This window comes from Burkholderia oklahomensis C6786 (genome assembly GCF_000959365.1).
Lineage (GTDB): Bacteria > Pseudomonadota > Gammaproteobacteria > Burkholderiales > Burkholderiaceae > Burkholderia > Burkholderia oklahomensis.
Window position 1 is genome coordinate 1,355,774 of record NZ_CP009555.1, and the last position, 26,142, is coordinate 1,381,915.

23 protein-coding genes are annotated in these 26,142 nt (G+C 69.0%); 15 read left to right on the forward strand and 8 right to left on the reverse strand.

Annotated features, from left to right (window positions below; all coding sequences use genetic code 11):
* Nucleotides 1-8 precede the first annotated feature (8 nt).
* From BG90_RS06005 to BG90_RS06020, 4 genes are all read left to right on the forward strand, one after another.
* Nucleotides 9-788 carry an SDR family oxidoreductase gene (locus BG90_RS06005; RefSeq protein WP_010113629.1) on the forward strand — a complete coding sequence of 260 codons (780 nt, stop codon included), beginning with the start codon at nucleotides 9-11 and terminating at the stop codon, nucleotides 786-788.
* Nucleotides 789-1,348: 560 nt separating this feature from the next.
* A complete protein-coding gene (locus BG90_RS06010) occupies nucleotides 1,349-1,765 on the forward strand; it encodes a MarR family winged helix-turn-helix transcriptional regulator (RefSeq protein WP_010101263.1) in 417 nt (138 codons plus the stop codon).
* A 111-nt stretch (nucleotides 1,766-1,876) separates the two neighbouring features.
* A complete protein-coding gene (locus BG90_RS06015) occupies nucleotides 1,877-2,203 on the forward strand; it encodes a thiolase family protein (RefSeq protein WP_232288856.1) in 327 nt (108 codons plus the stop codon).
* Nucleotides 2,204-2,382: 179 nt separating this feature from the next.
* Nucleotides 2,383-3,969 carry an ABC transporter substrate-binding protein gene (locus tag BG90_RS06020; protein ID WP_010101260.1) on the forward strand — a complete coding sequence of 529 codons (1,587 nt, stop codon included), beginning with the start codon at nucleotides 2,383-2,385 and terminating at the stop codon, nucleotides 3,967-3,969.
* A gap of 27 nt (nucleotides 3,970-3,996) precedes the next feature.
* On the opposite strand, the gene BG90_RS06025 is transcribed toward BG90_RS06020, so the two are convergent.
* Nucleotides 3,997-5,076 (reverse strand): MBL fold metallo-hydrolase, encoded by a 1,080-nt coding sequence (locus tag BG90_RS06025; protein WP_010101259.1) that lies wholly within the window; start codon nucleotides 5,074-5,076, stop codon nucleotides 3,997-3,999.
* A 288-nt stretch (nucleotides 5,077-5,364) separates the two neighbouring features.
* Here BG90_RS06025 and aceK point away from each other — a divergent pair, with 288 nt between their 5' ends.
* From aceK to bioB, 10 genes are all read left to right on the forward strand, one after another.
* Nucleotides 5,365-7,176, forward strand: coding sequence for a bifunctional isocitrate dehydrogenase kinase/phosphatase (gene aceK, locus BG90_RS06030; RefSeq protein ID WP_010101258.1), 1,812 nt, complete (start codon nucleotides 5,365-5,367; stop codon nucleotides 7,174-7,176).
* A 57-nt stretch (nucleotides 7,177-7,233) separates the two neighbouring features.
* A complete protein-coding gene (gene can / locus BG90_RS06035) occupies nucleotides 7,234-8,004 on the forward strand; it encodes a carbonate dehydratase (protein WP_010101257.1) in 771 nt (256 codons plus the stop codon).
* Entirely contained in the window at nucleotides 7,991-9,184 is a 1,194-nt protein-coding gene (locus tag BG90_RS06040; protein ID WP_010101256.1) for an acetyl-CoA C-acetyltransferase, read from the forward strand. The genes can and BG90_RS06040 overlap by 14 nt, the downstream gene beginning before the upstream one ends.
* A 34-nt stretch (nucleotides 9,185-9,218) precedes the next feature.
* Entirely contained in the window at nucleotides 9,219-9,896 is a 678-nt protein-coding gene (locus BG90_RS06045) for an SDR family oxidoreductase (protein WP_010101255.1), read from the forward strand.
* Between the two features lie 27 nt (nucleotides 9,897-9,923).
* On the forward strand, nucleotides 9,924-10,376 hold the full coding sequence (locus BG90_RS06050; protein ID WP_010101253.1) for a YchJ family protein: 453 nt from the start codon (nucleotides 9,924-9,926) through the stop codon (nucleotides 10,374-10,376).
* Between the two features lie 130 nt (nucleotides 10,377-10,506).
* Nucleotides 10,507-11,769, forward strand: coding sequence for a dienelactone hydrolase family protein (locus tag BG90_RS06055; protein WP_162486571.1), 1,263 nt, complete (start codon nucleotides 10,507-10,509; stop codon nucleotides 11,767-11,769).
* Nucleotides 11,770-12,281: 512 nt separating this feature from the next.
* Nucleotides 12,282-13,628: an adenosylmethionine--8-amino-7-oxononanoate transaminase gene (gene bioA / locus BG90_RS06060; RefSeq protein WP_010113625.1), complete on the forward strand. Its 1,347-nt coding sequence runs from the start codon at nucleotides 12,282-12,284 to the stop codon at nucleotides 13,626-13,628.
* Entirely contained in the window at nucleotides 13,625-14,809 is a 1,185-nt protein-coding gene (bioF, locus tag BG90_RS06065; protein WP_010113624.1) for an 8-amino-7-oxononanoate synthase, read from the forward strand. Before bioA ends, bioF begins: the two co-directional genes overlap by 4 nt.
* On the forward strand, nucleotides 14,806-15,528 hold the full coding sequence (bioD, locus tag BG90_RS06070; RefSeq protein WP_010113623.1) for a dethiobiotin synthase: 723 nt from the start codon (nucleotides 14,806-14,808) through the stop codon (nucleotides 15,526-15,528). The genes bioF and bioD overlap by 4 nt, the downstream gene beginning before the upstream one ends.
* 68 nt (nucleotides 15,529-15,596) lie before the next feature.
* A complete protein-coding gene (bioB, locus tag BG90_RS06075) occupies nucleotides 15,597-16,607 on the forward strand; it encodes a biotin synthase BioB (protein WP_025989617.1) in 1,011 nt (336 codons plus the stop codon).
* Nucleotides 16,608-17,020: 413 nt separating this feature from the next.
* Here bioB and BG90_RS06080 read toward each other — a convergent pair whose 3' ends face one another.
* The 7 genes from BG90_RS06080 to BG90_RS06110 form a co-directional block, all read right to left on the reverse strand.
* On the reverse strand, nucleotides 17,021-17,734 hold the full coding sequence (locus tag BG90_RS06080) for a copper homeostasis protein CutC (protein WP_010113622.1): 714 nt from the start codon (nucleotides 17,732-17,734) through the stop codon (nucleotides 17,021-17,023).
* A gap of 134 nt (nucleotides 17,735-17,868) precedes the next feature.
* The gene (locus BG90_RS06085; protein WP_025989616.1) at nucleotides 17,869-18,678 is read right to left on the reverse strand and encodes a hypothetical protein; all 810 of its coding nucleotides are present in this window, start codon (nucleotides 18,676-18,678) and stop codon (nucleotides 17,869-17,871) included.
* 14 nt (nucleotides 18,679-18,692) lie between these two features.
* A complete protein-coding gene (locus BG90_RS06090; RefSeq protein WP_025989615.1) occupies nucleotides 18,693-20,096 on the reverse strand; it encodes an alkaline phosphatase in 1,404 nt (467 codons plus the stop codon).
* Nucleotides 20,097-20,127: 31 nt separating this feature from the next.
* Nucleotides 20,128-21,567: an alkaline phosphatase gene (locus tag BG90_RS06095; protein ID WP_010113619.1), complete on the reverse strand. Its 1,440-nt coding sequence runs from the start codon at nucleotides 21,565-21,567 to the stop codon at nucleotides 20,128-20,130.
* A gap of 257 nt (nucleotides 21,568-21,824) precedes the next feature.
* Entirely contained in the window at nucleotides 21,825-22,235 is a 411-nt protein-coding gene (locus BG90_RS06100) for a hypothetical protein (protein WP_010101240.1), read from the reverse strand.
* On the reverse strand, nucleotides 22,232-22,612 hold the full coding sequence (locus tag BG90_RS06105; RefSeq protein ID WP_010101239.1) for a hypothetical protein: 381 nt from the start codon (nucleotides 22,610-22,612) through the stop codon (nucleotides 22,232-22,234). The genes BG90_RS06100 and BG90_RS06105 overlap by 4 nt, the downstream gene beginning before the upstream one ends.
* A 273-nt stretch (nucleotides 22,613-22,885) precedes the next feature.
* On the reverse strand, nucleotides 22,886-24,178 hold the full coding sequence (locus BG90_RS06110; protein ID WP_010101238.1) for a sensor domain-containing phosphodiesterase: 1,293 nt from the start codon (nucleotides 24,176-24,178) through the stop codon (nucleotides 22,886-22,888).
* 293 nt (nucleotides 24,179-24,471) lie between these two features.
* Between BG90_RS06110 and BG90_RS06115 the strand changes: the two genes are divergently transcribed.
* Nucleotides 24,472-26,139, forward strand: a complete 1,668-nt coding sequence (locus BG90_RS06115; RefSeq protein ID WP_038802835.1) for a Na+/H+ antiporter — start codon at nucleotides 24,472-24,474, stop codon at nucleotides 26,137-26,139.
* Nucleotides 26,140-26,142: the final 3 nt, after the last annotated feature.

The window sequence follows — 26,142 nt, forward strand, 5'->3', positions numbered from 1 at the left end:
GCGCCGGCATGAACGCCCCCCTTCCCCTCAAGGTCTTCATCACCGGCGCGTCCAGCGGCCTCGGCCTCGCGCTCGCCGCCGAATATGCGCGGCAGGGCGCGACGCTCGGCCTCGTCGCGCGGCGCGCGGATGCGCTCGCCGAGTTCGCGCAACGCTTCCCCAAAGCCACGATCTCGATCTACCCGGCCGACGTGCGCGACGCCGACGCGCTCGCGCTCGCCGCGGCGCGCTTCGTCTCCGCGCACGGCTGTCCGGACGTCGTGATCGCGAACGCCGGCATCAGCAAGGGCGCGATCACGGGCGAAGGCGATCTCGCCGCGTTCCGCGAGATCATGGACGTCAACTACTACGGGATGGTCGCGACGTTCGAGCCGTTCATCGCGCCGATGACGGCCGCGCGGCGCGGCACGCTCGTCGGCGTCGCGAGCGTCGCCGGCGTGCGCGGGCTGCCGGGGTCGGGCGCGTACAGCGCGTCGAAGTCGGCGGCGATCAAGTATCTCGAGGCGCTCCGCGTCGAGCTGCGGCCCGCGCAGGTTGCAGTCGTGACGATCGCGCCCGGCTACATCCGCACGCCGATGACCGAGCACAACCCGTATCCGATGCCGTTCCTGATGGACGCGGACCGCTTCGCGAAGCGCGCGGCGCTCGCGATCGCGCAGAAGGCGGCGTTTCGCGTGATTCCCTGGCAGATGGGCGTCGTCGCGAAGCTGCTGCACGTGATGCCGCGCTGGCTGTACGACCGCCTCTTCGAGAAAGCGCCGCGCAAGCCGCGGGCGAAGGCGGGCTGAACGGGGTCGCGGGCGGCGTCTGCCGTCGTTCGCCGGTTCGCCGTTCGTCGTTTTTCTCGTTGCCGTTGAGCGTTGCGCTTCGTGCCGCGCCTCTCGCCTCTCGCTTCGCCCTCCTCGCCTCTCGCTTCTCACCTCTCGTTCGCTCGTCGGTCGAACATCCGCCGAACGACGCCGTGCCAAGAACAAGCCTCGGCCGACAATCGCAACGAGCTTCGCGCCCCGCGGCCCGCTCGCCGCCGCCGTCGCCGACCAACGGCCGCACATCCCGCACTGCGCCTTCGCGTCCCGATCGCGCTCCGTCACGCATTCGCACGGCCTGCGCCGTTTGCGCATGCGCAAACGGACACCGCCGCACCCCGGACGAAGCCGCACGCGTCGAGTTCGGCACGCACAGCCCGCCGCCTAATCGATGCATATGCATCGATTCGCCTGCCAAGACGGCGAGACACTGCCAAGATATGCCGCCGATCGACACGAAATCATGCATATGCATTTTGTGCGTCATAGAATGTTCGTTGCCGACGAACCCTTCCAAAGGACCCGCGATGAGCGACGCTCCGATGAGACTCCTGTGCCACTGCGGCACGTTGCGCCAGGCCTCGCGCGCAATCACGTCGCTCTATGACGCGCATCTCGCGAAGCACGGCATCCGCGTGACGCAGTTCACGATCCTCGCGGCGCTGCACGGCTGCGGCACGCTGCCGACGGGCGAGCTCGCGACGCGTCTGCTGCTCGACCAGACCACGCTGAGCCGCACGCTCGCGACGCTGCAATCGAATCAGCTCGTGCGCGCCGAATCCGGCGACGATCAGCGAGTGCGCTTATGGAGCCTCACACCGAAGGGCGCCGCGTTGTACAAGGCGTCCCGCGCCGATTGGGAAGCGGCGCAGAGCGAGGTGTACCGGCGCGTCGGCAAGCGGAACATGCAGGCGCTCGACGCCGAGATCTTCGCACTCGCCGAGGCGCTCTCGAACTGATTCGCCGTTCGGCGCCGCCCCGCCCACGCGGCGCGCGGCACGTGGCGCTTCATGCTGCGCGGCGCGGCGGCCTTGCGCCGTGCGTCACACGCGCAGGCGCCCGAATGGTTCATGACGGCGCCGATCGGCGCGCTGCGCAAGCGGTTCGCGCGCACCGGCTGGCAGCCGTCGGACGTCGACTATTACGAGATCAACGAAGCGTTCGCGGTCGTGCCGATGGCGATGGCGATGGCGATGGCGATGGCGACGATGCGCGAATCCGGCCTGCCGCGCGCACGCGTGAACGCGCACGGCGGCGCATGCGCGATCGGCCATCCGATCGGCGCGTCGGGCGCGCGCATCGTCGTCACGCTGCTCGGCGTGCAGCGCGAGCGCGGCGCGGCGTCGCGAGCCTGCGCATCGGCGGCGGCGAGGCGGCCGCGCTGGCGATCGAGCTGACGTAACGCCGCTGCCCCGCAGCACCGCGCCGCTGCGGCGGCGATTCCGGCGTCGCGACATGGCGCGTTCCGACGCCGATTAACGTCGAGCGCATATTGACGGTATGCTATCCCGCTGGCGCGCGGCCGCTGCGGCGTTGCCGCCCGCCGTCATCAGAATCAAGCCACGTGGGAGATCTCATGCGCTTCACGCTCATCGCCGCCGCGCTCATCGCCGCCGCCCCCGCCGTCGTCGCCGCGAAACCGCTGACGGTCTGCACCGAGTCGAGCCCGGACGGCTTCGACGTCGTGCAGTACAACTCGCTCGTCACGACGAACGCGTCCGCCGACGTCATCTTCAACACGCTCGTGTCGTACGACGAAGCGGCGAAGAAGGTGGTGCCCGCGCTCGCGGACAAATGGGACGTCAGCGCCGACGGCCTCTCGTACACGTTCCATCTGCGCCCCAACGTCGCGTTCCAGACGACCGACTACTTCAAGCCGACGCGCACGCTCGATGCCGACGACGTCGTCTTCACGTTCAGCCGGATGCTCGACGACGCGAATCCTTGGCACAAGGTCGCGGGCGCGAGCGGCTTTCCGCATGCGCAGTCGATGGGGCTCGTGAAGCTCGTGAAGGCGGTCACGAAGGTCGACAACGACACCGTGAAGTTCGAGCTGAACGAGCCCAACGCGACGTTCGTGCCGATCCTGACGATGGGCTTCGCGTCGATCTACTCGGCCGAGTACGCGGATCAGCTTCTCAAGGCGGGCAAGCAGACCGACCTGAACGCGAAGCCGATCGGCACTGGTCCGTTCGTGCTGAAGAGCTACACGAAGGACGCGGTGATCCGCTACGAAGCGAACCCGACGTACTGGGGGCCGAAGCCGAAGGTCGAGCGCCTCATCTACGCGATCACGCCCGACGCGTCGGTGCGCGCGCAGAAGGTGAAGGCGGGCGAATGCCAGATCGCGCTGTCGCCGAAGCCGCAGGACGTCGCGGCGGCGAAGGCCGACCGTGCGCTGAAGGTCGTCGAGACGCCCGCGTTCATGACCGCGTTCGTCGCGCTCAACACGCAGAAGAAGCCGCTCGACAACGACAAGGTCCGCGAGGCGATCAATCTCGCGTTCGATCGCGCGACCTACCTGAAGGTCGTGTTCGACAACACCGCGACGCCCGCGACGAACCCGTACCCGCCGAACACGTGGAGCTATGCGAAATCGATCGCGCCGTATCCGCACGATCCGGCGAAGGCGAAGCAGCTGCTCGCGTCGGCGGGCTTCCCGAACGGCTTCTCGACGACGATCTGGGTGCGCCCGACGGGCAGCGTGCTGAACCCGAACCCGAAGGCGGGCGCGGAGCTGCTGCAGGCGGACCTCGCGAAGATCGGCGTGAAGGCGGACGTGAAGGTGATCGAATGGGGCGAGCTGATCAAGCAGGCGAAGCTCGGCCAGCACGACCTGCTGTTCATGGGCTTTGCCGGCGACAACGGCGATCCGGACAACATCCTCACGCCGCAATTCAGCTGCAACGCGGTGAAGTCGGGGCTCAACTTCGCGCGCTATTGCGATCCGAAGCTCGACAAGCTGATCACCGACGGCAAGGAAACCGCCGACCAGACGAAGCGCGCGAAGCTGTATGAAGCCGCGCAGAAGATCATCCACGACGAGGCGCTGTGGATTCCGCTCGGCTATCCGACGGCCGCGGCGATCACGCGCCCGAACGTCGCCGGCTATCGCGTGAGCCCGTTCGGACGGCAGCACTTCGACGCGGTATCGGTGCAGTAAAGCCGAGCCGCCGCGCCGCCGGCCGCGTCAGCCCGCGAGCCGGAACCGGATCACGCCGTCCGCGCCCGTCTCGCGCACGAGCTCGCCCGCGAGCCACAGCAGGTTCAGGTGCGCGATCGCCTCGCCGAACGCGAAAGTCATCTGATGAATGTCGAGCTCGCGCCGCCGGAACATGATCGGCACGATGTCGGCCGCGCTCGACGGCCGCTCGCGGCACGCGTCGCGCACCTCGGCGAGCCGCGCGTCGTGATGCGCGCGCAACTGCGCGATCCGCGTCCGCAGCCCGCGGAACGGCTTGCCGTGCGACGGCAGCACGAGCGTGTCGGCCGCCATCGCCTCGTAGCGGCCGAGCGAGCCCAGATAGAGCGCGAGCGGATTCGCCTCCGGCTCGAGATCGAACACCGACACGTTCGTCGAGATCCGCGGCAGCACCATGTCGCCGGAGATCAGCACGCCGTCGGCCGCGCCGTGGAGCGCGCAATGTTCGGGAGAATGGCCGTAGCCCGTGACGACGCGCCATTCGCGTCCGCCGATCTCGACCGCGTCGCCCTCGCGCAGCCGCCGGTAGCGCGGCGGCACGCCGGGCACGAGATCCTCGTAGTAGCTGCGGCGGTTGCGCAGCTTGTCGAGCGCGGCGGCGTCGGTCAGGCCATGGCGCGCGAAGTGCCCGGCCGCGCCCGGCCCGCCCGCGTTCGAGCCGTTGCCGGCCGACATCAGGCAGCCGAACAGGTATTCGCCGAGCGTCATCCACAGCCGCACGTTCCAGCGCGCGCCGTCGCCGCCTTCGCACAGCCAGTTCGCGAGTCCGAAATGATCCGGATGGCAGTGCGTGACGATCACGCGCAGCACGGGCAGGCCGTCCAGGTGCGCGTCGAAGATCCGCTCCCAATGCGCCTTGATGTCCGCCGACGCGATCCCGCAGTCGACGATCGTCCAGCCCGCCTGCCCGTCGATCTCGTCGCGCAGCAGCCAGAGGTTGATGTGGTCGAGCGCGAACGGCAGCGGCATGCGCAGCCAGCGCACGCCCGGCGCGACCTCGACGAAGCCGCCCGGCTCGGGCAGCGTGTCGGCGAACGGGTAATCGAGTTGGTGTTCCAGTGCGTTCATCGGGGGTGTCTCGTTGCGTTGTCGTCGGGCACGCGGCGCGGCGCGAGCCGGAACCGATTCTATCGCTCAACGCGCGGCGGCGCGTCGGACCGCCTTCGCGCCCCCCGAAAAAAGATCGCGCCACGATCCCGCGCAAATCCCGATCGTTGCGGGAAGATCCGCTGAACGTCGTCGATCGTCGCCGAACCGGCCGCGCGGGCCGCCTGCGCCGAATCTCCCCGCTTTGCCTAAAGCGCGCCGTCCCGGCGCTAAAATGGCGTGAGCTTTCCGCCCGTGAGCCCGCGCACGATGAATCACTTTCCCAAACTGCTGTCCTCGCAGATCGGCTTCGACGTCGCGCAGACGATCCTCGAGAACTTCGATCGCCACTACCGGATCTTCCGCGAAGCGGCCGTCGAGGCGAAGGATCTGTTCGAGCGCGCGGACTGGCACGGGCTGCAGCGGCTCGCGCGCGAGCGCATCACGTCGTACGACGACCGCGTGCGCGAATGCGTCGAGCTGCTCCAGGACGAGTACGACGCGGAGAACATCGACAGCGAAGTCTGGCCGCAGATCAAGCTCCATTACATCGGTCTCCTGACGTCGCACCGCCAGCCCGAATGCGCGGAGACGTTCTTCAATTCGGTGTGCTGCAAGATCCTGCACCGCTCGTACTTCAACAACGACTTCATCTTCGTGCGCCCGGCGATCTCGACCGAGTACATCGAGAACGACGAACCCGCCGGGAAGCCGACCTACCGCGCGTACTATCCGGGCAGCGAAGGGCTCGCGGCGACGCTCGAGCGGATCGTCACGAACTTCCAGCTGAACCCGCCGTTCGAGGATCTCGAGCGCGACATCGCGTGCATCATGCAGGCGATCCACGACGAGTTCGGCGCGTTCGACGAAGCGGTGAATTTCCAGATCCACGTGCTGTCGTCGCTGTTCTACCGGAACAAGACCGCGTACATCATCGGGCGCATCATCAACGGCGACCGCGTGCTGCCGTTCGCGGTGCCGATCCGCCACGTGCGCCCCGGCCTTCTCGCGCTCGACACCGTGCTGCTGCGCCGCGACCTGCTGAAGATCATCTTCAGCTTCTCGCACTCGTACTTCCTCGTCGACATGAACGTGCCGTCCGCGTACGTGCAGTTCCTGCGCTCGATCATGCCGGGCAAGCCGAAGGCCGAGATCTACACGTCGGTGGGCCTGCAGAAGCAGGGCAAGAACCTGTTCTACCGCGATCTGCTGCATCACCTGTCGCATTCGAGCGACCGCTTCATCGTCGCCCCCGGCATCAAGGGGCTCGTGATGCTCGTGTTCACGCTGCCGTCGTTCCCGTACGTGTTCAAGATGATCAAGGACCACTTCCCGCCGCCGAAGGACACGACGCGCGAGCAGATCATGGACAAGTACCTGCTCGTCAAGCGCCACGACCGTCTCGGCCGGATGGCGGACACGCTCGAATATTCGAGCGTCGCGCTGCCGCTCGCGCGGCTCGACGACGCGCTCGTGCGCGAGCTCGAAAAGGAAGTGCCGTCGCTGCTCGAATACGAAGGCGACAACCTCGTCATCAAGCACCTGTACATCGAGCGCCGGATGGTGCCGCTCAACCTGTATCTGCAAAGCGGCAACGACGCGAAGATCGAGCACGGCGTGCGCGAGTACGGCAACGCGGTGAAGGAGCTGATCCAGGCGAACATCTTCCCCGGCGACATGCTGTACAAGAACTTCGGCGTCACGCGCCACGGGCGCGTCGTGTTCTACGACTACGACGAGATCGAGTACCTGACCGACTGCAACGTCCGCCGCGTGCCGCCGCCGCGCAACGAAGAAGACGAGATGTCCGACGAGCCGTGGTATACGGTCGGCCCGCACGACATCTTCCCGGAAACCTACGCGCCGTTCCTGCTCGGCGAGCCGCGCGTGCGCGAATACTTCATGAAGCATCACGCCGACTTCTTCGATCCGCAGCTCTGGCAGGACAGCAAGGACCGCCTGCTGCGCGGCGAGCTGCCCGATTTCTTCGCTTACGAGCCGGCGCTGCGCTTCTGCATCCGCTATCCGGCGCGTTTCTCCGAAGGCGACGCGGCGGACGCCGGCAAGCGCGCCGCCGCATGAGCGCGGCCGCCCGCCGCGCACGCATGCCCCTTTTTCATCCCACGAAAACGACTTGAGATGAACACGAACGACCATCCGCTCTCCCATCTGTTCGACAACAACGACGCCTGGGTCAAGCGCAAGCTCGCCGGCGACCCGCAATACTTTTCGCGCCTCGCCGACCAGCAGGCACCCGAATATCTGTGGATCGGCTGCTCCGATTCGCGGGTGCCCGCGAACCAGATCATCGGCCTGCCGCCCGGCGAAGTGTTCGTCCACCGCAACATCGCGAACGTCGTCGTGCACACCGACCTCAACTGCCTGTCCGTGATCCAGTTCGCGGTCGATCTGCTGAAGGTCAAGCACATCATGGTCGTCGGCCACTACGGCTGCTCGGGCGTGAACGCGGCGCTGCACAACCGCCGCGTCGGGCTCGCGGACAACTGGCTGCATCACGTGCAGGACGTGCGCGAGAAGCACGCGTCGCTGCTCGACGAATGGCCGCTCGGCGAAGCGCGCTACCGGCGCCTCATCGAACTCAATTCGATCGAGCAGGTCGTCAACGTGTGCCGCACGACGATCGTCAACGACGCGTGGGCGCGCGGCCAGCCGCTCACCGTGCACGCGCTCGTGTACGGCGTGCATGACGGCCGGATGCGCAATCTCGGGATGTCGGTGTCGCATCCCGGCGAACTGGATGCGACGTACCGCCGCGCGGTCGGCGCGCTCTCGGCAAAAGGCGCGCATTCGGCGGACAATGACGTCGTGGCGGCCGACGCGGCGCAGCTCGCCGGCGCGGTCGATCTCATTGCCAAAACCATCAAGGAGACGAAACATGACGGCTGTTGATCAGGATCCGATCGTCATCGCTTCGGCGGCGCGCACGCCGATCGCGGGCTTCCAGGGCGACTTCGCATCGCTCGCCGCGCCGCAGCTGGGCGCGGCCGCGATCGCCGCGGCGCTCGAGCGCGCGGGCCTGAAACCGGAGCAGATCGACGAAGTGATCATGGGCTGCGTGCTGCCCGCGGGTCAGGGCCAGGCCCCGGCGCGGCAAGCCGCGCTCGGCGCGAAGCTGCCGCTTTCCGTCGGCTGCACGACGGTCAACAAGATGTGCGGCTCGGGCATGCGCGCGGCGATGTTCGCGCACGACATGCTCGTCGCGGGCTCGGTCGACGTGGCGGTCGCGGGCGGCATGGAAAGCATGACGAACGCGCCGTACCTGCTGCCGAAGGCGCGCGCGGGGATGCGGATGGGCCACGGCCAGGTGCTCGACCACATGTTCCTCGACGGCCTCGAGGACGCGTACGAGAAGGGCCGCCTGATGGGCACGTTCGCCGAGGAATGCGCGGGCGAGTACGCGTTCACGCGCGAGGCGCAGGACGCGTTCGCGATCGAATCGCTCGCGCGCGCGAAGCGGGCGAACGAAGACGGCTCGTTCGCGTGGGAAATCGCGCCCGTGACGGTCGCCGGCAAGAAGGGCGAAACGATCGTCGCGCGCGACGAGCAGCCGTTCAAGGCGAGCCCCGAGAAGATTCCGACGCTCAAGCCCGCGTTCAGCAAGACGGGCACCGTGACCGCCGCGAATGCGTCGTCGATCTCCGACGGCGCGGCCGCGCTCGTGATGATGCGCCGCTCGACGGCGGACAGGCTGGGCGTCGCGCCGCTCGCGCGCGTCGTCGGCCATTCGACGTTCGCGCAGGCGCCGTCGAAGTTCACGACGGCGCCCGTCGGCGCGATCCGCCGCCTGCTCGACAAGAACGGCTGGCGCGCGGCCGAAGTCGATCTGTACGAGATCAACGAGGCGTTCGCGGTCGTCACGATGGCGGCGATGAAGGAGCACGACCTGCCGCACGACAAGGTGAACGTGAACGGCGGCGCGTGCGCGCTCGGCCATCCGATCGGCGCATCGGGCGCCCGCATCCTCGTCACGCTGATCGGCGCGCTGCGCGCGCGCGCGGCCAAGCGCGGCGTCGCGAGCCTGTGCATCGGCGGCGGCGAGGCGACCGCGATGGGCATCGAGCTGATCTGACCGATCCGACGCGCACCCGAACAGGAGTCCTCCGATGAAGACCGTATTGATCGTCGGCGCATCGCGCGGCATCGGCCGCGAGTTCGCGCGCCAATATCTGCACGACGGCTGGCGCGTGATCGCCACCGCGCGCGACGAAGCGTCGCTCGCGTCACTCGATTCGATCGGCGCGCGCGCGCTCGCGCTCGACGTCGCGCAGCCCGAAGCGGTCGCCGCGTTCGACGGGCAGCTGGGCGACGTCGCGCTCGACGCGGCCGTCGTCGTGTCGGGCGTGTACGGTCCGCGCACGGCGGGCGTCGAGCCCGTCAGCGCGGAGGACTTCGACGCGGTGATGCACACGAACGTGCTCGGCCCGATGCTGCTGCTGCCGGTCCTGCTGCCGCTCGTCGAGGAGAGCCGCGGCGTCCTCGCGGTGCTGTCGAGCAAGATGGGCAGCATCAGCGAGGCGACCGGCACGACGGGCTGGCTGTATCGCGCGAGCAAGGCGGCGGTGAACGACGCGCTGCGGATCGCGTCGCTGCAGGCGCGGCATGCGGCCTGCATCGCGCTGCATCCGGGCTGGGTGCGCACCGACATGGGCGGCGCGCAGGCCGCGCTCGAGCCGCAGGCGAGCGTCGCCGGCATGCGCCGCGTGATCGCGCAGGCGTCGGGCGACCGCGAGCATGCGAACGGCCGCTTCTTCCAATACGACGGCGTCGAGCTCGGCTGGTGAGCCGGCCGACCCGTCCCTCGAATCACGATGCAAGCCACGACGAATCTCTCCGAGCGCCCGCTCGACTGTCCGTGCGGCGGCGCCGCGCCCGGCGCGTCCGCGAGTGCGCGGGCGCCGCGCTACGCGGATTGCTGCGGACGCCTGATCGACGCGCATGCCCCCGCCTCGACGGCGCTCGAGCTGATGCGCTCGCGCTATAGCGCCTACGTGCTCGGCGCGGCCGACTACCTGCGCGCGACCTGGGACCCGCGCACCTGCCCGCCCGATCTCGACGCCGACGCCGGCCGCGCGGACGCGCCGCGCTGGCTCGGCCTCGCGATCAAGCGTCATGCGCAGCTCGACGATACGCACGCCGAAGTCGAATTCGTCGCACGCTACAAAGTCGGCGGACGCGCGCACCGGATGCACGAAACGAGCCGCTTCACGCGCGACGCGCAAGGCGCGTGGCGCTACGTCGACGGCGATGTAAGCGACCGCTGAGTCCACCTCGGCCAATATCCGCGGCCTGGCGACGCATTTCGCCATGCCGGGTAATTCCGGCATTGCACAACCGAAATTTGTCAGGCTAGGATGGCCCACTTTGGTGCAATTCGCGTCGGTGGGCTCGGGCATGGCATTTGGCAAGGTGATGACGGGATGGATCGCGGCATGCGTGCTGTCGGCCGCTCAGGCCGGTCCGCTGCCGTCCGGCATTCCGTCCGCGCCTGCCGCCGCGCCCGGCGCGTTCGCGAACGCCGAGCGCTTCGACTACGGCGATTCGGGCCTGCCGCCCGTCGCCGCGAATCTCAACGAAACGATCATCCGCATTCCGGTCGACGCGGCCGGCTCGGTCACGCTCGAGGCGACGGTGTTCAAGCCGGACGGCCCGGGCCCGTTCCCGCTCGTCGTCTTCAACCACGGCAAGAATCCCGGCGATCTGCGCGCGCAGCCGCGCAGCCGGCCGCTGTCGTTCGCGCGCGAGTTCGTGCGGCGCGGCTACGCGGTCGTCGCGCCGAACCGCGAAGGCTTCGCGGGCTCGGGCGGCACGTACATCCAGGAAGGCTGCGACGTCGAGCGCAACGGCGTCGCGCAGGCGCGCGACGTCGCCGCGACGATCGGCTACATGTCGAAGCTGCCTTACGTCGACGCGCGGCACGTCGTCGTCGCGGGCACGTCGCATGGCGGGCTCGTGTCGCTCGCGTACGGCACCGAAGCCGCGCGCGGCGTGCGCGGAATCATCAACTTCTCGGGCGGGCTGCGCCAGGATCTCTGCGAAGGCTGGCAGAAGAACCTCGTCAACGCATTCGACACGTACGGCTCGCGCACGCACGTGCCGTCGCTGTGGCTGTACGGCGACAACGACTCGGTGTGGTCGCCCGCGCTCGTCGCGCAGTTGCGCGACGCGTACACGTCGCACGGCGCGAGCACGCTCTTCGTCGACTTCGGCCGCTACAAGGACGACGCGCACCGGATCATCGTCGACCGCGACGGCGTGCCGATCTGGTGGCCGCCCGTCGCGTCGTTCCTCGCGCAGCTGAATCTGCCTACCTCGGTCCGCTACGCGGTCGCGAATCCGCACGAGCCGAAGGCGACCGGCTACGCGGCGATCGACGCGGTCGAAGCCGTGCCGTTCGTCGACGACGCCGGCCGCGCCGCGTATCGCCGCTTCCTCGCGCAGCATCCGAGCCGCGCGTTCGCGGTGTCGAGCGAAGGCGCGTGGTCGTGGGCCGAAGGCGGCGACGATCCGATGGCGCTCGCGCTCGAAGGCTGCCGCAAGCAAGGCGCCGGACAGTGCCAGCTCTATGCGGTCGACAATCGCGTCGTCTGGCGCGATGCGGGCACGCAAACGGCAGACGAATCGTCGAGCGCCGCGCGCGCGCTCGCGAGCCGCTGATCGCGCCGCCGGTCGATCCGTCGCTCGTTCGCCGCTGTCTCGTCCCCTGTCGGGCGACACATCAGCGCATCTTTCTCCCCCGCAATTTTTTCCGCTTTCGTCACATCGATGCGACGTCGCACGCCGTCATCGCACGTCGCCGACACGCTCGCCATCGCGTTCGACCGCATCCGAAAGCGCCCTTTTTTCCGCCGCCCGCCTTTTTCGGCTGCCCGCCGACGGTTTCCGTCCGACGGGTAGCAACTCTTTGCCGTCGCCTTCTGCGCCCTATTCGAACGATCTGGACCGAACCGTCGCGAGCCGTCGCGAAATGCGCCGAACTCCGCGCCCACAAAGGCTCCGGCGTTTTGTAACGGGTACTGCAACGAAGCGCAAAACACGCTAATCTCAGCCCCGGTTTTCGTTTTGCACACGCGTTTTCGCCATCCGATCGAGCGCCTTCGCCGCCGTCGATTCCGCATGAGCGAGCGGCGCCTCTCGCGCCCTCGACGCGTTTTGGTCCCGGAGCAGTCTTGAGCACACACGCAACCGACGACTGGGTCGCGCGCAGCCTGCGCGCGGTCTGGCATCCTTGCACGCAGATGAAGCACCACGAGCGGCTGCCGCTCATCCCGGTCGCGCGCGGCGAACGCGCGTGGCTCTTCGATCGCGCAGGCAACCGCTATCTCGACGCGATCAGCTCGTGGTGGGTAAACCTGTTCGGCCACGCGAACCCGCGCATCAACGCGGCGCTGAAGGAGCAGCTCGACATGCTCGAGCACGCGATGCTCGCGGGCTGCACGCACGAGAGCGCTATCGAGCTCGCCGAGCGGCTCGCCGCGCGCACACGGCACACGCTCGGCCATGCGTTCTTCGCGTCGGACGGCGCGTCGGCCGTCGAGATCGCGCTGAAGATGAGCTTTCATGCGTGGCGCAATCGCGGCCGCGGCGGCAAGCGCGAATTCGTCTGCATCGCGAACGGTTATCACGGCGAGACGATCGGCGCGCTCGGCGTGACCGACGTCGCGCTGTTCAAGGATGCGTACGATCCGCTGATCCGCGCCGCGCACGTCGTCGCGTCGCCGGATGCGCGCGGCGCGCAGCCGGGCGAGACGGCCGCGGACGTCGCCGCGCGCGCGCTGGAAGACGTGAAGCGCCTCTTCGCCGAGCGCGGCGACAGGATCGCCGCGCTGATCGTCGAGCCGCTCGTGCAGTGCGCGGCCGGCTTTGCGATGCACGATCCGTCTTACGTGCGCGGCCTGCGCGCGCTGTGCGACGCGCACGACGTGCATCTGATCGCCGACGAGATCGCGGTCGGCTGCGGGCGCACCGGCACGTTCTTCGCGTGCGAGCAGGCGGGCGTGTGGCCCGATTTCCTGTGCCTGTCGAAGGGCATCAGCGGCGGCTATCTGCCGTTGTCGCTCGTGCTGTCGCGCGATGCGATCTTCGATGCGTTCTACGACGACGACGTCGCGCGCGGCTTCCTGCATTCGCATTCGTACACGGGCAATCCGCTCGCGTGCCGCGCGGCGGTCGCGACGCTCGACCTGTTCGACGCGGACGACGTGCTCGCCGAGAACGCGCGCAAGTCCGCGCTGATGCGCGAAGCGCTCGCGCCGCTCGCGTCGCATCCGCACGTGCGCCATCTGCGCGAGCGCGGCACGATCTTCGCGTTCGACGTCGCGCTCGAAGGCGACGCGGCAAAGACCTTCCCGCGCCGCTTCTTCGAGCACGCGCTCGCGCGCGAGACGCTGCTGCGCCCGATCGGCGCGACGGTTTATCTGATGCCGCCGTACATCCTCGACGACGGCGAAATCGAATGGCTCGCATCGCGCACGCGCGCGACGCTCGACGCAACGCTCGCGGAGGCACGCGCATGAATCTGCTCGCCACGCTCGAACGCGGCCTCGCCGACATCGACGCGCAAGGGCTGCGCCGCCGCCGGCGCATCGCCGACACCGCGTGCAGCGCGCGCATGACGGTCGACGGCCGCGAGATCGTCGGCTTCGCCAGCAACGATTATCTCGGGCTTGCCGCCCATCCGCGGCTGATCGAAGCCTTCGCCGAAGGCGCGCGCCGCTATGGCTCGGGCAGCGGCGGCTCGCATCTGCTCGGCGGCCACTCGCGCGCGCACGCGGCGCTCGAAGACGAGCTCGCCGCGTTCTCGGGCGGCTTCTCCGACGCGCCGCGCGCCCTCTACTTCAGCACCGGCTACATGGCGAACCTCGCCGCGCTGACCGCGCTCGCGGGCCGCGGCGCGACGATCTTCTCCGACGCGCTGAACCACGCGTCGCTGATCGACGGCGCGCGGCTGTCGCGCGCCGACGTGCAGGTCTACCCGCACGGCGACGCGGACGCGCTCGAAGCGCGGCTCGCCGCGTCCGACGCGCAAACGAAGCTGATCGTCTCCGACACCGTGTTCAGCATGGACGGTGACGTCGCGCCGCTCGCGCGCCTCGCCGCGCTCGCCGAGGCGCACGGCGCATGGCTCGTCGTCGACGACGCGCACGGCTTCGGCGTGCTCGGCCCGCAAGGGCGCGGCGCGCTCGCCGCATACGGGCTGCGCTCGCCGAACCTCGTCTACGTCGGCACGCTCGGCAAGGCGGCGGGCGTCGCGGGCGCGTTCGTCGTCGCGCACGAGACCGTGATCGAATGGCTCGTGCAGCGCGCGCGCAGCTACATCTTCACGACGGCCGCGCCGCCGTCCGTCGCGTGCGCGGTATCCGCGAGCCTCGAGGTGATCGCGAGCGACGAAGGCGACGCGCGTCGCGCGCATCTCGCCGCGCTGATCGATCGCACGCGTGCGATCCTGCGCGCGACGCCGTGGCAGCCGGTCGATTCGCACACCGCCGTGCAGCCGCTCGTGATCGGCAGCAACGAAGCGACGCTCGACGCGATGGCCGCGCTCGACGCGCAAGGCCTATGGGTGCCCGCGATCCGGCCGCCGACGGTGCCGGCCGGCACGTCGCGGCTGCGGATCTCGCTGTCGGCCGCGCATTCGTTCGACGATCTCGCGCGCCTCGAAGCGGCGCTCGTCACGCCGATCGAGGCCGCCGCATGAGCGCGCCGCTTTCGCTGTTCGTGACGGGCACCGACACCGAGATCGGCAAGACCTTCGTGTCGGCCGCGCTGCTGCACGGCTTCGCGCGCGCGGGGCTGCGCGCGGCCGCGCTGAAGCCGATCGCCGCGGGCGCGTACGAGCGCGACGGCGTGTGGCGCAACGAGGACGCGGACCAGCTCGACGCCGCCGCGAACGTCGCGCTGCCCGCCGCGATCCGCACGCCGTTCCTGCTGAAGGCGCCCGCCGCGCCGCACATCGTCGCCGCGCGCGAAGGCGTGACGCTCGACATCGACACGATCGTCGCCGCGCATCGTCAGGCATGCGAAGCGGCGGACGTCGTCGTCGTCGAAGGCGTCGGCGGCTTTCGCGTGCCGCTTACCGACGCGCGCGACACCGCCGATCTCGCGGTCGCGCTGGGCTTGCCCGTCGTGCTCGTCGTCGGCGTGCGGCTCGGCTGCATCAGCCACGCGCTGCTGACCGCCGACGCGATCGCCTCGCGCGGCCTCGCGATCGCCGGGTGGGTCGCGAACCGCGTCGATCCGGAGATGCGCTTCGCCGACGAGAACGTCGACACGCTGCGCGCGTGGCTCGAACGCGAGCACCGTGCGCCGCTCGTCGGCGACGTCGCGCACATGAGCCCGCCGTCGCCGGAGGCGGCGTCGAACGCGCTCGACGTGAACCGCTTGCTGAACGCGCTGCGCGCCGCCGCGCCGCGCTGATTTTTGCCGGCTTATCGCCGATCGCCCATAATTTCTCGAATCGATCCCTGTTCCGAAGGATGACCGACATGACCCAAGCTCAAACCGCTTCCGCGACGACCGAAACGCCGGTGGCCGCGCCCGTCGCGCCGCGTTGGCGCGTCGCCGACGTGATCGCGCTCTACGAGCTGCCGTTCAACGATCTGCTGTTCCGTGCGCAGCAGGTGCATCGCGAGCACTTCGACGCGAACGCGATCCAGCTGTCGACGCTGCTGTCGATCAAGACGGGCGGCTGCGAAGAAGACTGCGGCTACTGCTCGCAGTCCGCGCATCACGACACCGGCCTGAAGGCGGAGAAGCTGATGGAAGTGGACGCGGTGCTCGCCGCCGCGCGCACCGCGAAGGACAACGGCGCGACGCGCTTCTGCATGGGCGCGGCGTGGCGCAATCCGAAGGATCGGCACATCGAGCCGATCAAGGAAATGATCCGCGGCGTGAAGGAGATGGGCCTCGAGACCTGCGTGACGCTCGGCATGCTCGAAGAGCATCAGGCGAAGGCGCTCGCCGAAGCGGGCCTCGACTATTACAACCACAACCTCGACACGTCGCCGGAGTTCTACGGCCAGGTCATCTCGACGCGCACCTACCAGGATCGCCTCGACACGCTCGAGCGCGTGCGCGATGCGGGCATCAACGTGTGTTGCGGCGGGATCATCGGGATGGGCGAATCGCGCCGCGAGCGCGCGGGCCTGATCACGCAGCTCGCGAACATGAACCCGTATCCGGAATCGGTGCCGATCAACAATCTCGTCGCGATCGAAGGCACGCCGCTCGAGAACGCGGAGCCGCTCGACCCGCTCGAGTTCGTGCGCACGATCGCGGTCGCGCGGATCACGATGCCGAAGGCGATGGTGCGGCTGTCGGCGGGCCGCGAGCAGCTCGACGATTCGATGCAGGCGCTGTGCTTCCTCGCGGGCGCGAACTCGATGTTCTACGGCGACGTGCTGTTGACGACCGGCAATCCGCGCGCGGAAGCGGACCGCAAGCTGCTCGCGCGGCTCGGGATGTCGGCGAGCGAGGCGACGCAGTTGAGTGCTTGAGTGCCGGAACGCCGGAGCGGTCGAGCACGAGCGCCGAGGCCGGCGGTGCGCGCGGATGAGTCGCCGTCGACGGTCGAATGTTCTCCGCTCTCCGCTCTCCGCTCTCCGCTCTCCGCTCTCCGCTCTCCGCTCTCCGCTCTCCGCTTGAAGCTTGAAGCTCGCGGCGAGATGCCGGGCGTCGGGCATCGGGCATCGGGCATCGGGCATCGAACGATGATGGCCGAACGCTGAGCGTTGAGTGCCGAACGCCGAACACCGGCGCGATCGATACAAAAAAGCAGGATGATGAACCGCACCCCAAAAGTTGGACGCCGATCCAACCTTTGGGGTGTTTTTTCATGAGATCCCGGTCTTTTGGTCGCGCGTCGACGAGGCCGTCGCGAGCCGCGCAGTGCCCGCGCTTGATCGACGCCCTACTCCCGCCCCGCCGCATCGAGCGTCGCGCGCGCCTTCGCGACGAGCCGCTCGTCGATCGGCGCGAGCACCTCGCCGCGCTCGCGCACGCCCGAACCGAAGTGCACGGCCCGCACACCCGTCGTGCGCACGAAGTCGCCGACCGCATCGACGGTGAGCCCCGCGCCCGCGAGCACCGTGCACGTCGAGCCCTCGGCGCGGCGCACCATCCGCGCGACGACATCGCGCGCGTCGAGCACCGACGGATGCCCGCCCGACGTCAGCACCGACGTGACGGACGGCACGCGCAGCAGCGTGTCGAGCGCGGCGTTCAGATCGCGTGCGACGTCGAAGGCGCGATGAAACGTGAGGTCGCGCCCGTCGGCCGCGTCGGCGATGCGCTGCAACGCGTCGAGATCGACGTCGCCGCGCGCATCGAGCATCCCGAACACGACGCCGTTCGCGCCCGCCGCGACGGCCGCGCGCACGTCGCGTGCGATCGCCGTGAGCTCGCTCGCGTCGTAATGGAACGAGCGGCTGTGCGGCCGCACGATCACGTTGACGGGAATCGGCACCGCGGCGGCGACGGCCTCGATCACGCCGATGCTCGGCGTCAATCCGCCTTCGCTGATCGCGGTGACGAGTTCGAGACGATCGGCGCCCGCGCGGGCGGCGGCTTTCGCATCGCCGATCGTCGTCGCGATGACTTCGAGAAGGATCGAGGAGGCTGGCATCGAAGCGGTCCGGGTCGAGTTGAACCAGCCAGCATCGTAACCGACGAAGAGCGCGCGTGCGCGGCGCGGCGAAACGCATCGACGCGCGCCGTGCCTTGCTCAGCATCGCACGCGAACGTATCGCGCTTCGCACGTCAGTCGAGATAGTCCGCGTATTCCTTGCGCGCGTACGACTGCAGCTGCTGCCACGGCAGCGCCTTCGCGCTCGGCGCCGGCGTGAGCGTCAGCTTGCGCGCCGCGTGGCCGTCCGCGCTGCGATACTCGACCGCGAGCGGCGCCTGCAGCGTGTCGCTCCACAGAATGCGGTTCACGCCCTGCGCGCGCGGCGCGCCGACCGCCTGCTCGTACCAGCGCGTGCCGGGCGTCGGCCCCGGCTTCGACTTCGCGGCGAGGCGCTTCAACTGCGACGGCGGCGTGATGTAGTACGCGTTGTCCCACGAGCCGTCGAAGCCCGTCGTCTCGTATTCTGCGGGCGGCACCGCGACGACCGCGCGCTGCGCCGCATCCACGTATTCGATGCGGACCTTGCCGCCGTCGTTCGTCACGTGCCGCGCGGCCGCGTCGAAGTTGAAGTGCTTGTGGCCCGCGTGCGCGCCCGTCGTCGCCGCGGCGGGACGCACGCCGCCGCGCGGCGCTTGCGCACGCGCATCGTCGTGCGCATGATCGCCGTGCGCGTGCGCGTCATTCGCTTCGGCAAGCTTCGCGCCCGCGGGCAGCACGCGCTCGATCCACACGTGCCCGTCGCGGCGCACCATCCGCTCGCGATAGACGACGGTGCGCGTCACGCCGTCCGCGCTCACCGACGTGCTCTCGTGCAGCAGCACCGCGTCGAGATCGGGGGCGGCGGACGCGGCGACCGCCGGCGCGGCGGCGGACATGACCGCCGCACCGATTGCAATGCACGCGCGCCGCGCGACGGTTCGTTTCATCGCGAACATCCGCATCGCATCCGGTCTCCTCAGAACCCGAACGCCGACTTCACGAGGCCGAACACCTTCGTGTTGTCGAGCGTGCCCTTGAACGCCTTCGCGTCGGCGCCGTCCGCGAACAGCATCACGTCGCCGCCGCCGTGCGTCTCGGAACCGGGGCTGCCCATCCGCACGCCGACTTCCTGCAGGTACGCCTCGCCCGTCGCGGTCGCCGAATCCACCGGCGCGCGCAGGTTCGGCCGGTTCGCGCCGTTGCCGAACACGAGCGTCGTGTACGTGTTGCCGTCCGCGTCCTTGCTCGGCTGGCCGTCGCGATAGCTGCGGCTGATGTCGAGAATCGGATTGCCGCGCTTCGAGTAGCCGTTGATCGTCATCGTGTGGTCGTGGTCGGCCGTCACGACGATCAGCGTGTTCGACAGATCGACCTTCGCGAGCGCGGTGCGGATCGCCTCGTCGAACGCGACCGTGTCTTCGAGCGCGCGCTTCGCGTTCGTGCCGTGCAGCGCGTGATCGATCCGGCCGCCTTCGACCATCAGGAAATAGCCGTTCGGATTCTTCGACAGCACGTCGATCGCCTTCGCGGTCATCTCCGCGAGGCTCGGCTGCGCCGGGCCTTCGCCCTTGCCCGCGACGCGATCGAGCTCGTACTCGAGATGGCTCGTCGCGCTGAAGAGTCCGATCAGCTTGCCGCCGCCCGCCTGCGCGAGCTGGTCCTTCGTCGCGGCGACCGCGTAGCCCTTCGCCTGCAGTTCGGCGAGCAGATTGCGCCCGTCCGCGCGGCCGCGCTTGTTCGCGACCGGATCGAACGGCGTCCAGTGATTGCGGCCGCCGCCCATCAGCACGTCGACGCCGTCGCCGAGCGCCGCGTTGTAGCCCGCGCCGCCCGGCACCGCCTGCGCGGCGATGTCGTACTGCGCATCGCGATGGCAGATGTGCGAGTAGGTCGCGGCGGGCGTCGCGTGCGTGAGCTCGGTCGTCGTGATCGCGCCGACCGCCTTGCCGCGCGACTTCGCGAGCTCGAGCAGCGTCGGCACGGCCTTGCCGTTGCCCGCGACGCAGTTGTTCACCGTCTTGTTGCCGTTCGCGTCGCTGCCCGGCGCGACCGCGCGCGTGTCGGACGACATCGACAGCACTTCGTTGTTCATCTTCACGCCGGTCATGTACGCGGCCATCGACGGCGCGCTGTCGGTCGTCTGCGCGTCGTTCGAGAAGGTCTTGATGCGCGCGGTGCGCGGCAGCTTCTCCATCGTCAGTTGGCCGGCCTCGCCGACCTTGTAGATGCGGCTCGCCGTCACGGTCGTCGGCCCCATCCCGTCGCCGAGGAAGAAGATTACGTTCTTCGCCTGGCCCGCGGCATGCGCCGCGTGGCCGAAACCGCCCGCGAGGGCCGCCGCGGCGAATGCCGCCGCCGCGATGCGCTTCATAGTCGACATCCTGTTTTCCCCTGTTCCGTCAAAGCCGCGCTCAGAGCTGCGCCGCGCTGCGCACGAGCTCGAACACCTTGTTGTTCTCGATCACGCCGTGAAAGCCGTCGGCGCCGCGCCCGATCGCGCCGAGGAACACATCGGTGCCGCCGTGCGTCTCGCCGCCCTTCGCCATCCGAACGACCGCTTCCTGCCGGTAGTCGTCCGCGCCCGTCACCGCGTCGGTGAGGCTCGTGCCCGCACGGCTGCCCTGCACGCGGTTCTCGCCGTTGCCGAAGCCGATGATCGTGTACGGCGCGCCGTCCGCGTCCTTCGCGATCGCGCCCGTCTGATAGCTGCGCAGCACGCCGAGCACGCCCGGCTTGCCCGCTTCCGTCTTGCCGGTGCGCGCCGCGTAGCCGTTCAGCACGAGCGTGTGGTCATGGTCGGCCGTCACGACGATCAGCGTGTTCTTCAGATCCGGATCGGTCTGGCGAACCCTGTCGAGCGTCGCCTTGATCGCGTTGTCGAACGCGACCGTGTCCTGCAGCGCGCGTTTCGCGTTCGTGTCGTGCAGCGCGTGGTCGATCCGTCCGCCTTCGATCATCAGGAAGTAGCCGTTCGGGTTCTTCTGCAGCACGTCGAGCGCGCGCGTCGCCATGTCGGCAAGGCTCGGCTCCTTCGTCGCGCCGCGGTCGAGGTCGTAGCTCATGTGGCTCGATGCAAACAGGCCCGCGAGCTTGCCGCTCTTCGTCGCGTCGGCGGCGAGGAGCTCGTCGCGGTTCTGCGCGATCGCGTAGCCCTTCGCCTTCAGCTCGTTCACGAGATTGCGGCCGTCCGCGCGCTTGCCGCCCGCGTCCTTCGGCACGAAGAACTGCGTGCCGCCGCCCAGCACGACGTCGACGCCGCTGCCGAGCGCCGCGTTGTAGCCCGCGCCGCCCGGCACGAGCTGCGCGGCGATGTCGTTTTCGGCATCGCGATGGCATACGTGCGCGTAGGTCGCGGCGGGCGTCGCGTGCGTGACGCGGGTCGTCGTCACGACGCCCGTTGCCAGTCCCTTCGCCTTCGCGATCTCGAGGAGCGTCGGCACCGATTTGCCGTTGTTCGCGCCGCAATTTCCGGTGAGGCTCGCGGTCGGCTCGATCGCCTTCGTGTCGGGCGTCATCGAGATCACTTCGTTGTTCGTCTTCACGCCCGTCATGTACGCGGACATCGACGGCGCGCTGTCCGTCACCTGCGCGTCGTTCGAATAGGTCTTCACGAACGCGGTCTCGGGCAGCGTGTCGAGCGTGAGCGCGCCGTCCTCGCCGACCGCATAGATCCGCGCGGCCGTCAGCGTCGTCATCCCCATCCCGTCGCCCAGAAAGAAGATCACGTTGCGCGCGGCGTTCGTTTGCGCGCCGTCGTCCGATGCGGCCGGGCTCTTCGGGTCGTCGCTGCCGCAGCCCGCCGCCCCGAAGACGCTCGCGCAAAGGAGCGCCGCCAGTCTCACTCGCTTCATGTTTTCGGTTTCCCGTTGGTGTGGTTTCTTTCAAAAACGAAAGGACGATACGACGGGGATATGACGCGGATATGAATGTTATTGAAAGAACAAAGAATGGAAACTGAATGGTCTTGTGCGGTGCGGGAGGCTGGCCGCGAAGGATCGATGGCGGACGGCGCGGCCGCGCGGCGGACGGCGCGACCGCGCGCGCCGACGTTCGGCCGCGCTTCGCCGTCGTGCGACAGACGAGCCGCCGGAGCTCCGGCAAGCGTGCGTCAGTCGCCGCCGCGCGTCGCGAACCGCCAGCCCGCGACGCCGATCGCCAGCGCGGCGAGCGCCGCCCACACGAGATCCTGAAGCGAGAACGCGAGCCCCGGATGCTGCGCGGTCGCCATCGCGAGCAGATCCGGCGACAGCCGCAGCCCGACCATCGCGAGCACGTCGAAGAGCACGAGCCCGGACGACACGACGAGCGCGACGCCGACGGGCCGCAGCCGCGGCCTGAACGCGCCGATCGCCGCACCGATCGCGTACAGCACGCCCGCGCCGACGAGCAGCGCCGCAATCCAGACGAGCCGCCGCGGCATCGCGGGTTGCAGCCAGACGATGAGCATCGTCGCGGTGATCGCGAGGAAGCTGCCGAGCACGTGCAGCAGCACGGCGAGCACGTTGCGCAGCACGTTCATGACGCTGCCTGCCTGAAGTAGGCGGTCGCGGCCGGGCGATACAGGATGATCAGGAACAGCGCGATCAGCGCGGCGACGACGATCAGCATGCCCTTGAACGGCGTCGTGAACGCGGAGATCGCGAATCCGACGAGCGCGACGATCGCGTAGAGATTGCGTCCCCAGATCCGTCCCTTCAGGATCGCGCCCCCGGCGACGAGATGCAGCGTCTCGCTCGTGACGGCGAGCGCGACGGTCGCCTCGAGCGGCAGCGGCGAGTGGCGCAGGACTGCGAGCGAGGTGGGATCGCGAAGCGAAAACGGCAGCGAGATCAAGCCGATCACGTTCGAGACGATGACGAACCACCCCAGGACTGTCAGCGAAAGCGGTCTTTTCATGATTTTTCTTCGCGTAGTGCCGATGGCGGGATCGCGCGATGCCGGCCCGGCACCGCAATCCTCAGCGCATTCTCGGCCTCGCGTTCGGAAAAAGCAACGCAGACGCGCCGTATGGCGGCCGAGCGTGGCGAAGGCGGGTAAGGAAGAGGTGAGCCGGCGCGACACGGCACGCGTGACGACGCGCAAGGCGCCGCTGCCGCCCTCGACATCGCCGCCGGCACCAACGGGCACGACCGCAAGCCCGCGCAGCCCGCTCCGCGACGCAATGTGACGCTACGCTCCGGCCGCCGCCTCGTCGTCGATCCAGTCGATGTCGCCGCAGAGCACGCACAGCGTGTCGTTCACGCGAACCGCGATCGACAGCGTCACGCACGGCAGCGCCTCGTTGATCGACAGATACGGCCGCGTCACGTGCACGCGCCCCGGCTCGGTGATCGCCGTCCGGAAATACGGGCGTCTCAGCCAGTTCGCGCCCTGCGCGTCGGCGAGCGGCAGAAAGCGCGTCTCGTGCGCGGCGCGATCCGCGCGCAGCACGACGTTGCGGCCCGCCTGCCGCCCGCGCTCGTCGAGCAGGAAGCAGCGCGCGGCGTGATCGAGCGCGAGGAAGTTCCAGCAGACCTCATCGAGCGGCTCGCCCGCCGCGAGACGCTCGGCCGCGCGCTCGAACGCGCGCTGGTACGGCGCGAGCCGCTGCGCGTCGCGCCGCTCGGTCGCTTCGCTCTGCTTGCGATAGCGTTCGGTCAGCTCGCCGATGCAGGCGGACACCGCCGCGCCGTCGGGCAGCCCCGGCCCCGGACGCCCGAAGAAATAGCCCTGCACGAAATCCGCCTCGCACGACAGCGCGATCTGCGCCTCGTGCTCGGTCTCGATTCCTTCGATCAGCACCAGCTTGCCCGCCTCGTGCAGCAGCGTGACGAGCCCGTGCAGGATCGCGGTGAGCCCCGTGCGGTGCTGCGCGTGCGACAGCATGATCCGGTCGAGCTTCACGATGTCCGGGCTCAACTGCCAGATTCGTTCGATGTTCGAATGACCGGCGCCGAAATCGTCGAGCGCGATCAGGAAACCGTGCTCGCGAAACTCGCGCACCGCGTCGGCGAGCCGCTCGAGATCGTCGGCGCGCTGCTCGAGCACTTCGAGCACGACGCGCCGCGGCGGGATGTCGAGCCGTTTCAGGTTCGCGAACAGCGCGGCGGCCTGGAACGGATCGGTGAGCACGCCGGGGTGCACGTTGAGGAACAGCCATTCGCGCTCGGCGCCGAAGCGCGCGAAGTTCTCCAGATGCAGCGCCTGCGCGAGGCGGTCGACCTGCGTCGCTTCGCCGTGGCGCGCGGCTTCGCCGAACACGTCGAGCGGCGACACCGGCCGGTCGAGCGCATCGTGCGCGCGCAGCAGCGCCTCGTAGCCGACCGCCCGCATGTGCGACAGGCTGAAGATCGGCTGGAACACGCTCGTCAGCGTGAGATCGTGGTGGTGCGCGGCGACGCGCTCGAGACCGGACGTCATCTCCGGCTCGAAGCGATACGGCGACGCGGCGACGGGACGCTCCTGCTGAACGGTGGTGGTCATGCGGCGGCCCTCCTCATGACGAAAACGTCTGCAGGCGAAACATGCGGCTCGCGGGTTTTCATCGGCGATCCTCGGTTGTTCAATCGTAGTTGTCGCATTGCTCCAAGCAAGCTCCGTGCTCAGTCGTCCGTACCCTGGTGCCGGTGCGTCGGTCCGCGATACGTTGCGCATGCGTTCCGACGGGGATTGTGCGCACCATGACAGTGCAATCGTGCGCAACCCTCGCTTCCCGCCGCGCATTTCGTGCGCACGCTACACTGCGTACCGTCGTTTCATCCCCGTTTCAATCCTCGATGGCAATCGTCTTCACTGTTTTGATTTTGTTGCTCGCGGTCGCGCTGTCGGGCGTCGCGACGCGCGTGCTGCCGCTGCGTCTGCCGTTGCCGCTGATGCAGATCGCGATCGGCGCCGTGCTCGCATGGCCGAAGTTCAACCTGCACGTCACGTTCGATCCCGAAATCTTCATGCTGCTGTTCATCCCGCCGCTGCTGTTCGCGGACGGCTGGCGAATTCCGAAGCGCGAGCTGTATCTGCAGCGGCGCGCGATCCTGATGCTCGCGTTCGGCCTCGTGTTCATGACGGTACTCGCGGTCGGCTATTTCGCGCATTGGTTGATTCCCGGTCTGCCGCTGCCGATCGCATTCGCGCTCGCCGCGGTGCTGTCGCCGACCGACGCGGTCGCGCTGTCCGGCATCGCGGGCAAGGGTCGCATCCCGCCGCAGCTGATGCACATCCTCGAAGGCGAAGCGCTGATGAACGACGCATCGGGCCTCGTCGCGCTCAAGTTCGCGATCGCGGCCGCGCTGACCGGGATGTTCTCGCTGCGAGATGCGTCGATCAGCTTCGTGATCGTCGCGTCGGGCGGCCTCGCGACGGGCGCGGCCCTCGCGTGGCTGTTCAGCGCGCTGTCGACGCGCTTCCTGAACGCCGCGCAGGAAGGCGACCCGGCGCCCGGCATCGTGATGACGCTGCTCGTGCCGTTCGCGTCGTACCTGATCGCCGAGCACCTCGCATTGTCAGGAATCCTGTCGGCCGTCGCGTCCGGGATGATGATGAACTACACGAGCTTCTCGAAGAGCAGCACGGTCGCCGCGCGCGTGCGCGCCGAGAGCACGTGGGCGATGATCGAGTTCGTGTTCAACGGCATGGTGTTCATCATGCTCGGGCTGCAGCTTCCGCACATCATCGGCCGTGCGCTCGTCGACGCGCACCATACGAGCGATGCGCTCGTCGGCGCGCTGATCGGCTACGTCGCCGCGATGCTCGCCGCGCTCTACGCGATCCGCTTCGCGTGGGTGTGGCTGCTGCGCTGGATCGCGAGCCGCCGCGCGGCGAAGCAGGGCCTCGCCGGCACGATGGCGGGCGTGCGCACGATCGCGGTGATGACGGTGGGCGGCGTGCGCGGCGCGATCACGCTCGCCGGCGTGCTGTCGATTCCGGTCGCGCTCGCCGACGGCACGCCGCTCGCGGGCCGCGACGCCGCGATCTTCGTCGCGTCGGGCGTGATCCTCGGCTCGCTCGTCGTCGCGGTGATCGGTTTGCCGTTCCTGCTGCGCGGCGTGCGCCCGATGCGCAATCCGCACGCAGAGGAAGAGCGCGCCGCGCGCGCGGCGGCCGCGCAGGCGGCGATCCGCGCGGTCGACGCGGCGCACGACGCGCTCGCCGTCGATCTCGACGAGACGGCCGCCGCGCGCTGCGCGGACGTGACGGCGCGCGTGATGGACCTGTACCGCCGCCGGCTCGCGGGCCTGGCCGACGACGGCGCGACGCCGCGCGAAGAAGCGCGGCAGACGGAGAAGATGGAATTGCACCTGAAGATCGCGGCGATCCGCGCGGAACGGACGGTGCTCTATCGGCTGCGCGGCGAGCAGAAGATCAACGACGAGACGCTCGCCAAGCTGATGCGCGAGGTCGATCTGTCGGAAACGGCGCTGTCGACGCGCAAGAAGGGGATCGTCTGACGA

Coding starts and splice junctions, on each gene's coding strand:
- can (WP_010101257.1), top strand. CDS start 7,234: ATGAACACGAACGACCATCCGCTCTCCCATCTGTTCGACAACAACGAC.
- BG90_RS06115 (WP_038802835.1), top strand. CDS start 24,472: ATGGCAATCGTCTTCACTGTTTTGATTTTGTTGCTCGCGGTCGCGCTG.
- BG90_RS06005 (WP_010113629.1), top strand. CDS start 9: ATGAACGCCCCCCTTCCCCTCAAGGTCTTCATCACCGGCGCGTCCAGC.
- BG90_RS06015 (WP_232288856.1), top strand. CDS start 1,877: ATGACGGCGCCGATCGGCGCGCTGCGCAAGCGGTTCGCGCGCACCGGC.
- BG90_RS06010 (WP_010101263.1), top strand. CDS start 1,349: ATGAGACTCCTGTGCCACTGCGGCACGTTGCGCCAGGCCTCGCGCGCA.
- BG90_RS06110 (WP_010101238.1), bottom strand. CDS start 24,178: ATGACCACCACCGTTCAGCAGGAGCGTCCCGTCGCCGCGTCGCCGTAT.
- BG90_RS06025 (WP_010101259.1), bottom strand. CDS start 5,076: ATGAACGCACTGGAACACCAACTCGATTACCCGTTCGCCGACACGCTG.
- aceK (WP_010101258.1), top strand. CDS start 5,365: ATGAATCACTTTCCCAAACTGCTGTCCTCGCAGATCGGCTTCGACGTC.
- BG90_RS06080 (WP_010113622.1), bottom strand. CDS start 17,734: ATGCCAGCCTCCTCGATCCTTCTCGAAGTCATCGCGACGACGATCGGC.
- BG90_RS06050 (WP_010101253.1), top strand. CDS start 9,924: ATGCAAGCCACGACGAATCTCTCCGAGCGCCCGCTCGACTGTCCGTGC.
- BG90_RS06090 (WP_025989615.1), bottom strand. CDS start 20,096: ATGTCGACTATGAAGCGCATCGCGGCGGCGGCATTCGCCGCGGCGGCC.
- BG90_RS06055 (WP_162486571.1), top strand. CDS start 10,507: ATGGCATTTGGCAAGGTGATGACGGGATGGATCGCGGCATGCGTGCTG.
- BG90_RS06020 (WP_010101260.1), top strand. CDS start 2,383: ATGCGCTTCACGCTCATCGCCGCCGCGCTCATCGCCGCCGCCCCCGCC.
- BG90_RS06045 (WP_010101255.1), top strand. CDS start 9,219: ATGAAGACCGTATTGATCGTCGGCGCATCGCGCGGCATCGGCCGCGAG.
- BG90_RS06100 (WP_010101240.1), bottom strand. CDS start 22,235: ATGAACGTGCTGCGCAACGTGCTCGCCGTGCTGCTGCACGTGCTCGGC.
- bioB (WP_025989617.1), top strand. CDS start 15,597: ATGACCCAAGCTCAAACCGCTTCCGCGACGACCGAAACGCCGGTGGCC.
- BG90_RS06105 (WP_010101239.1), bottom strand. CDS start 22,612: ATGAAAAGACCGCTTTCGCTGACAGTCCTGGGGTGGTTCGTCATCGTC.
- BG90_RS06040 (WP_010101256.1), top strand. CDS start 7,991: ATGACGGCTGTTGATCAGGATCCGATCGTCATCGCTTCGGCGGCGCGC.
- BG90_RS06085 (WP_025989616.1), bottom strand. CDS start 18,678: ATGCGGATGTTCGCGATGAAACGAACCGTCGCGCGGCGCGCGTGCATT.
- bioD (WP_010113623.1), top strand. CDS start 14,806: ATGAGCGCGCCGCTTTCGCTGTTCGTGACGGGCACCGACACCGAGATC.
- BG90_RS06095 (WP_010113619.1), bottom strand. CDS start 21,567: ATGAAGCGAGTGAGACTGGCGGCGCTCCTTTGCGCGAGCGTCTTCGGG.
- bioF (WP_010113624.1), top strand. CDS start 13,625: ATGAATCTGCTCGCCACGCTCGAACGCGGCCTCGCCGACATCGACGCG.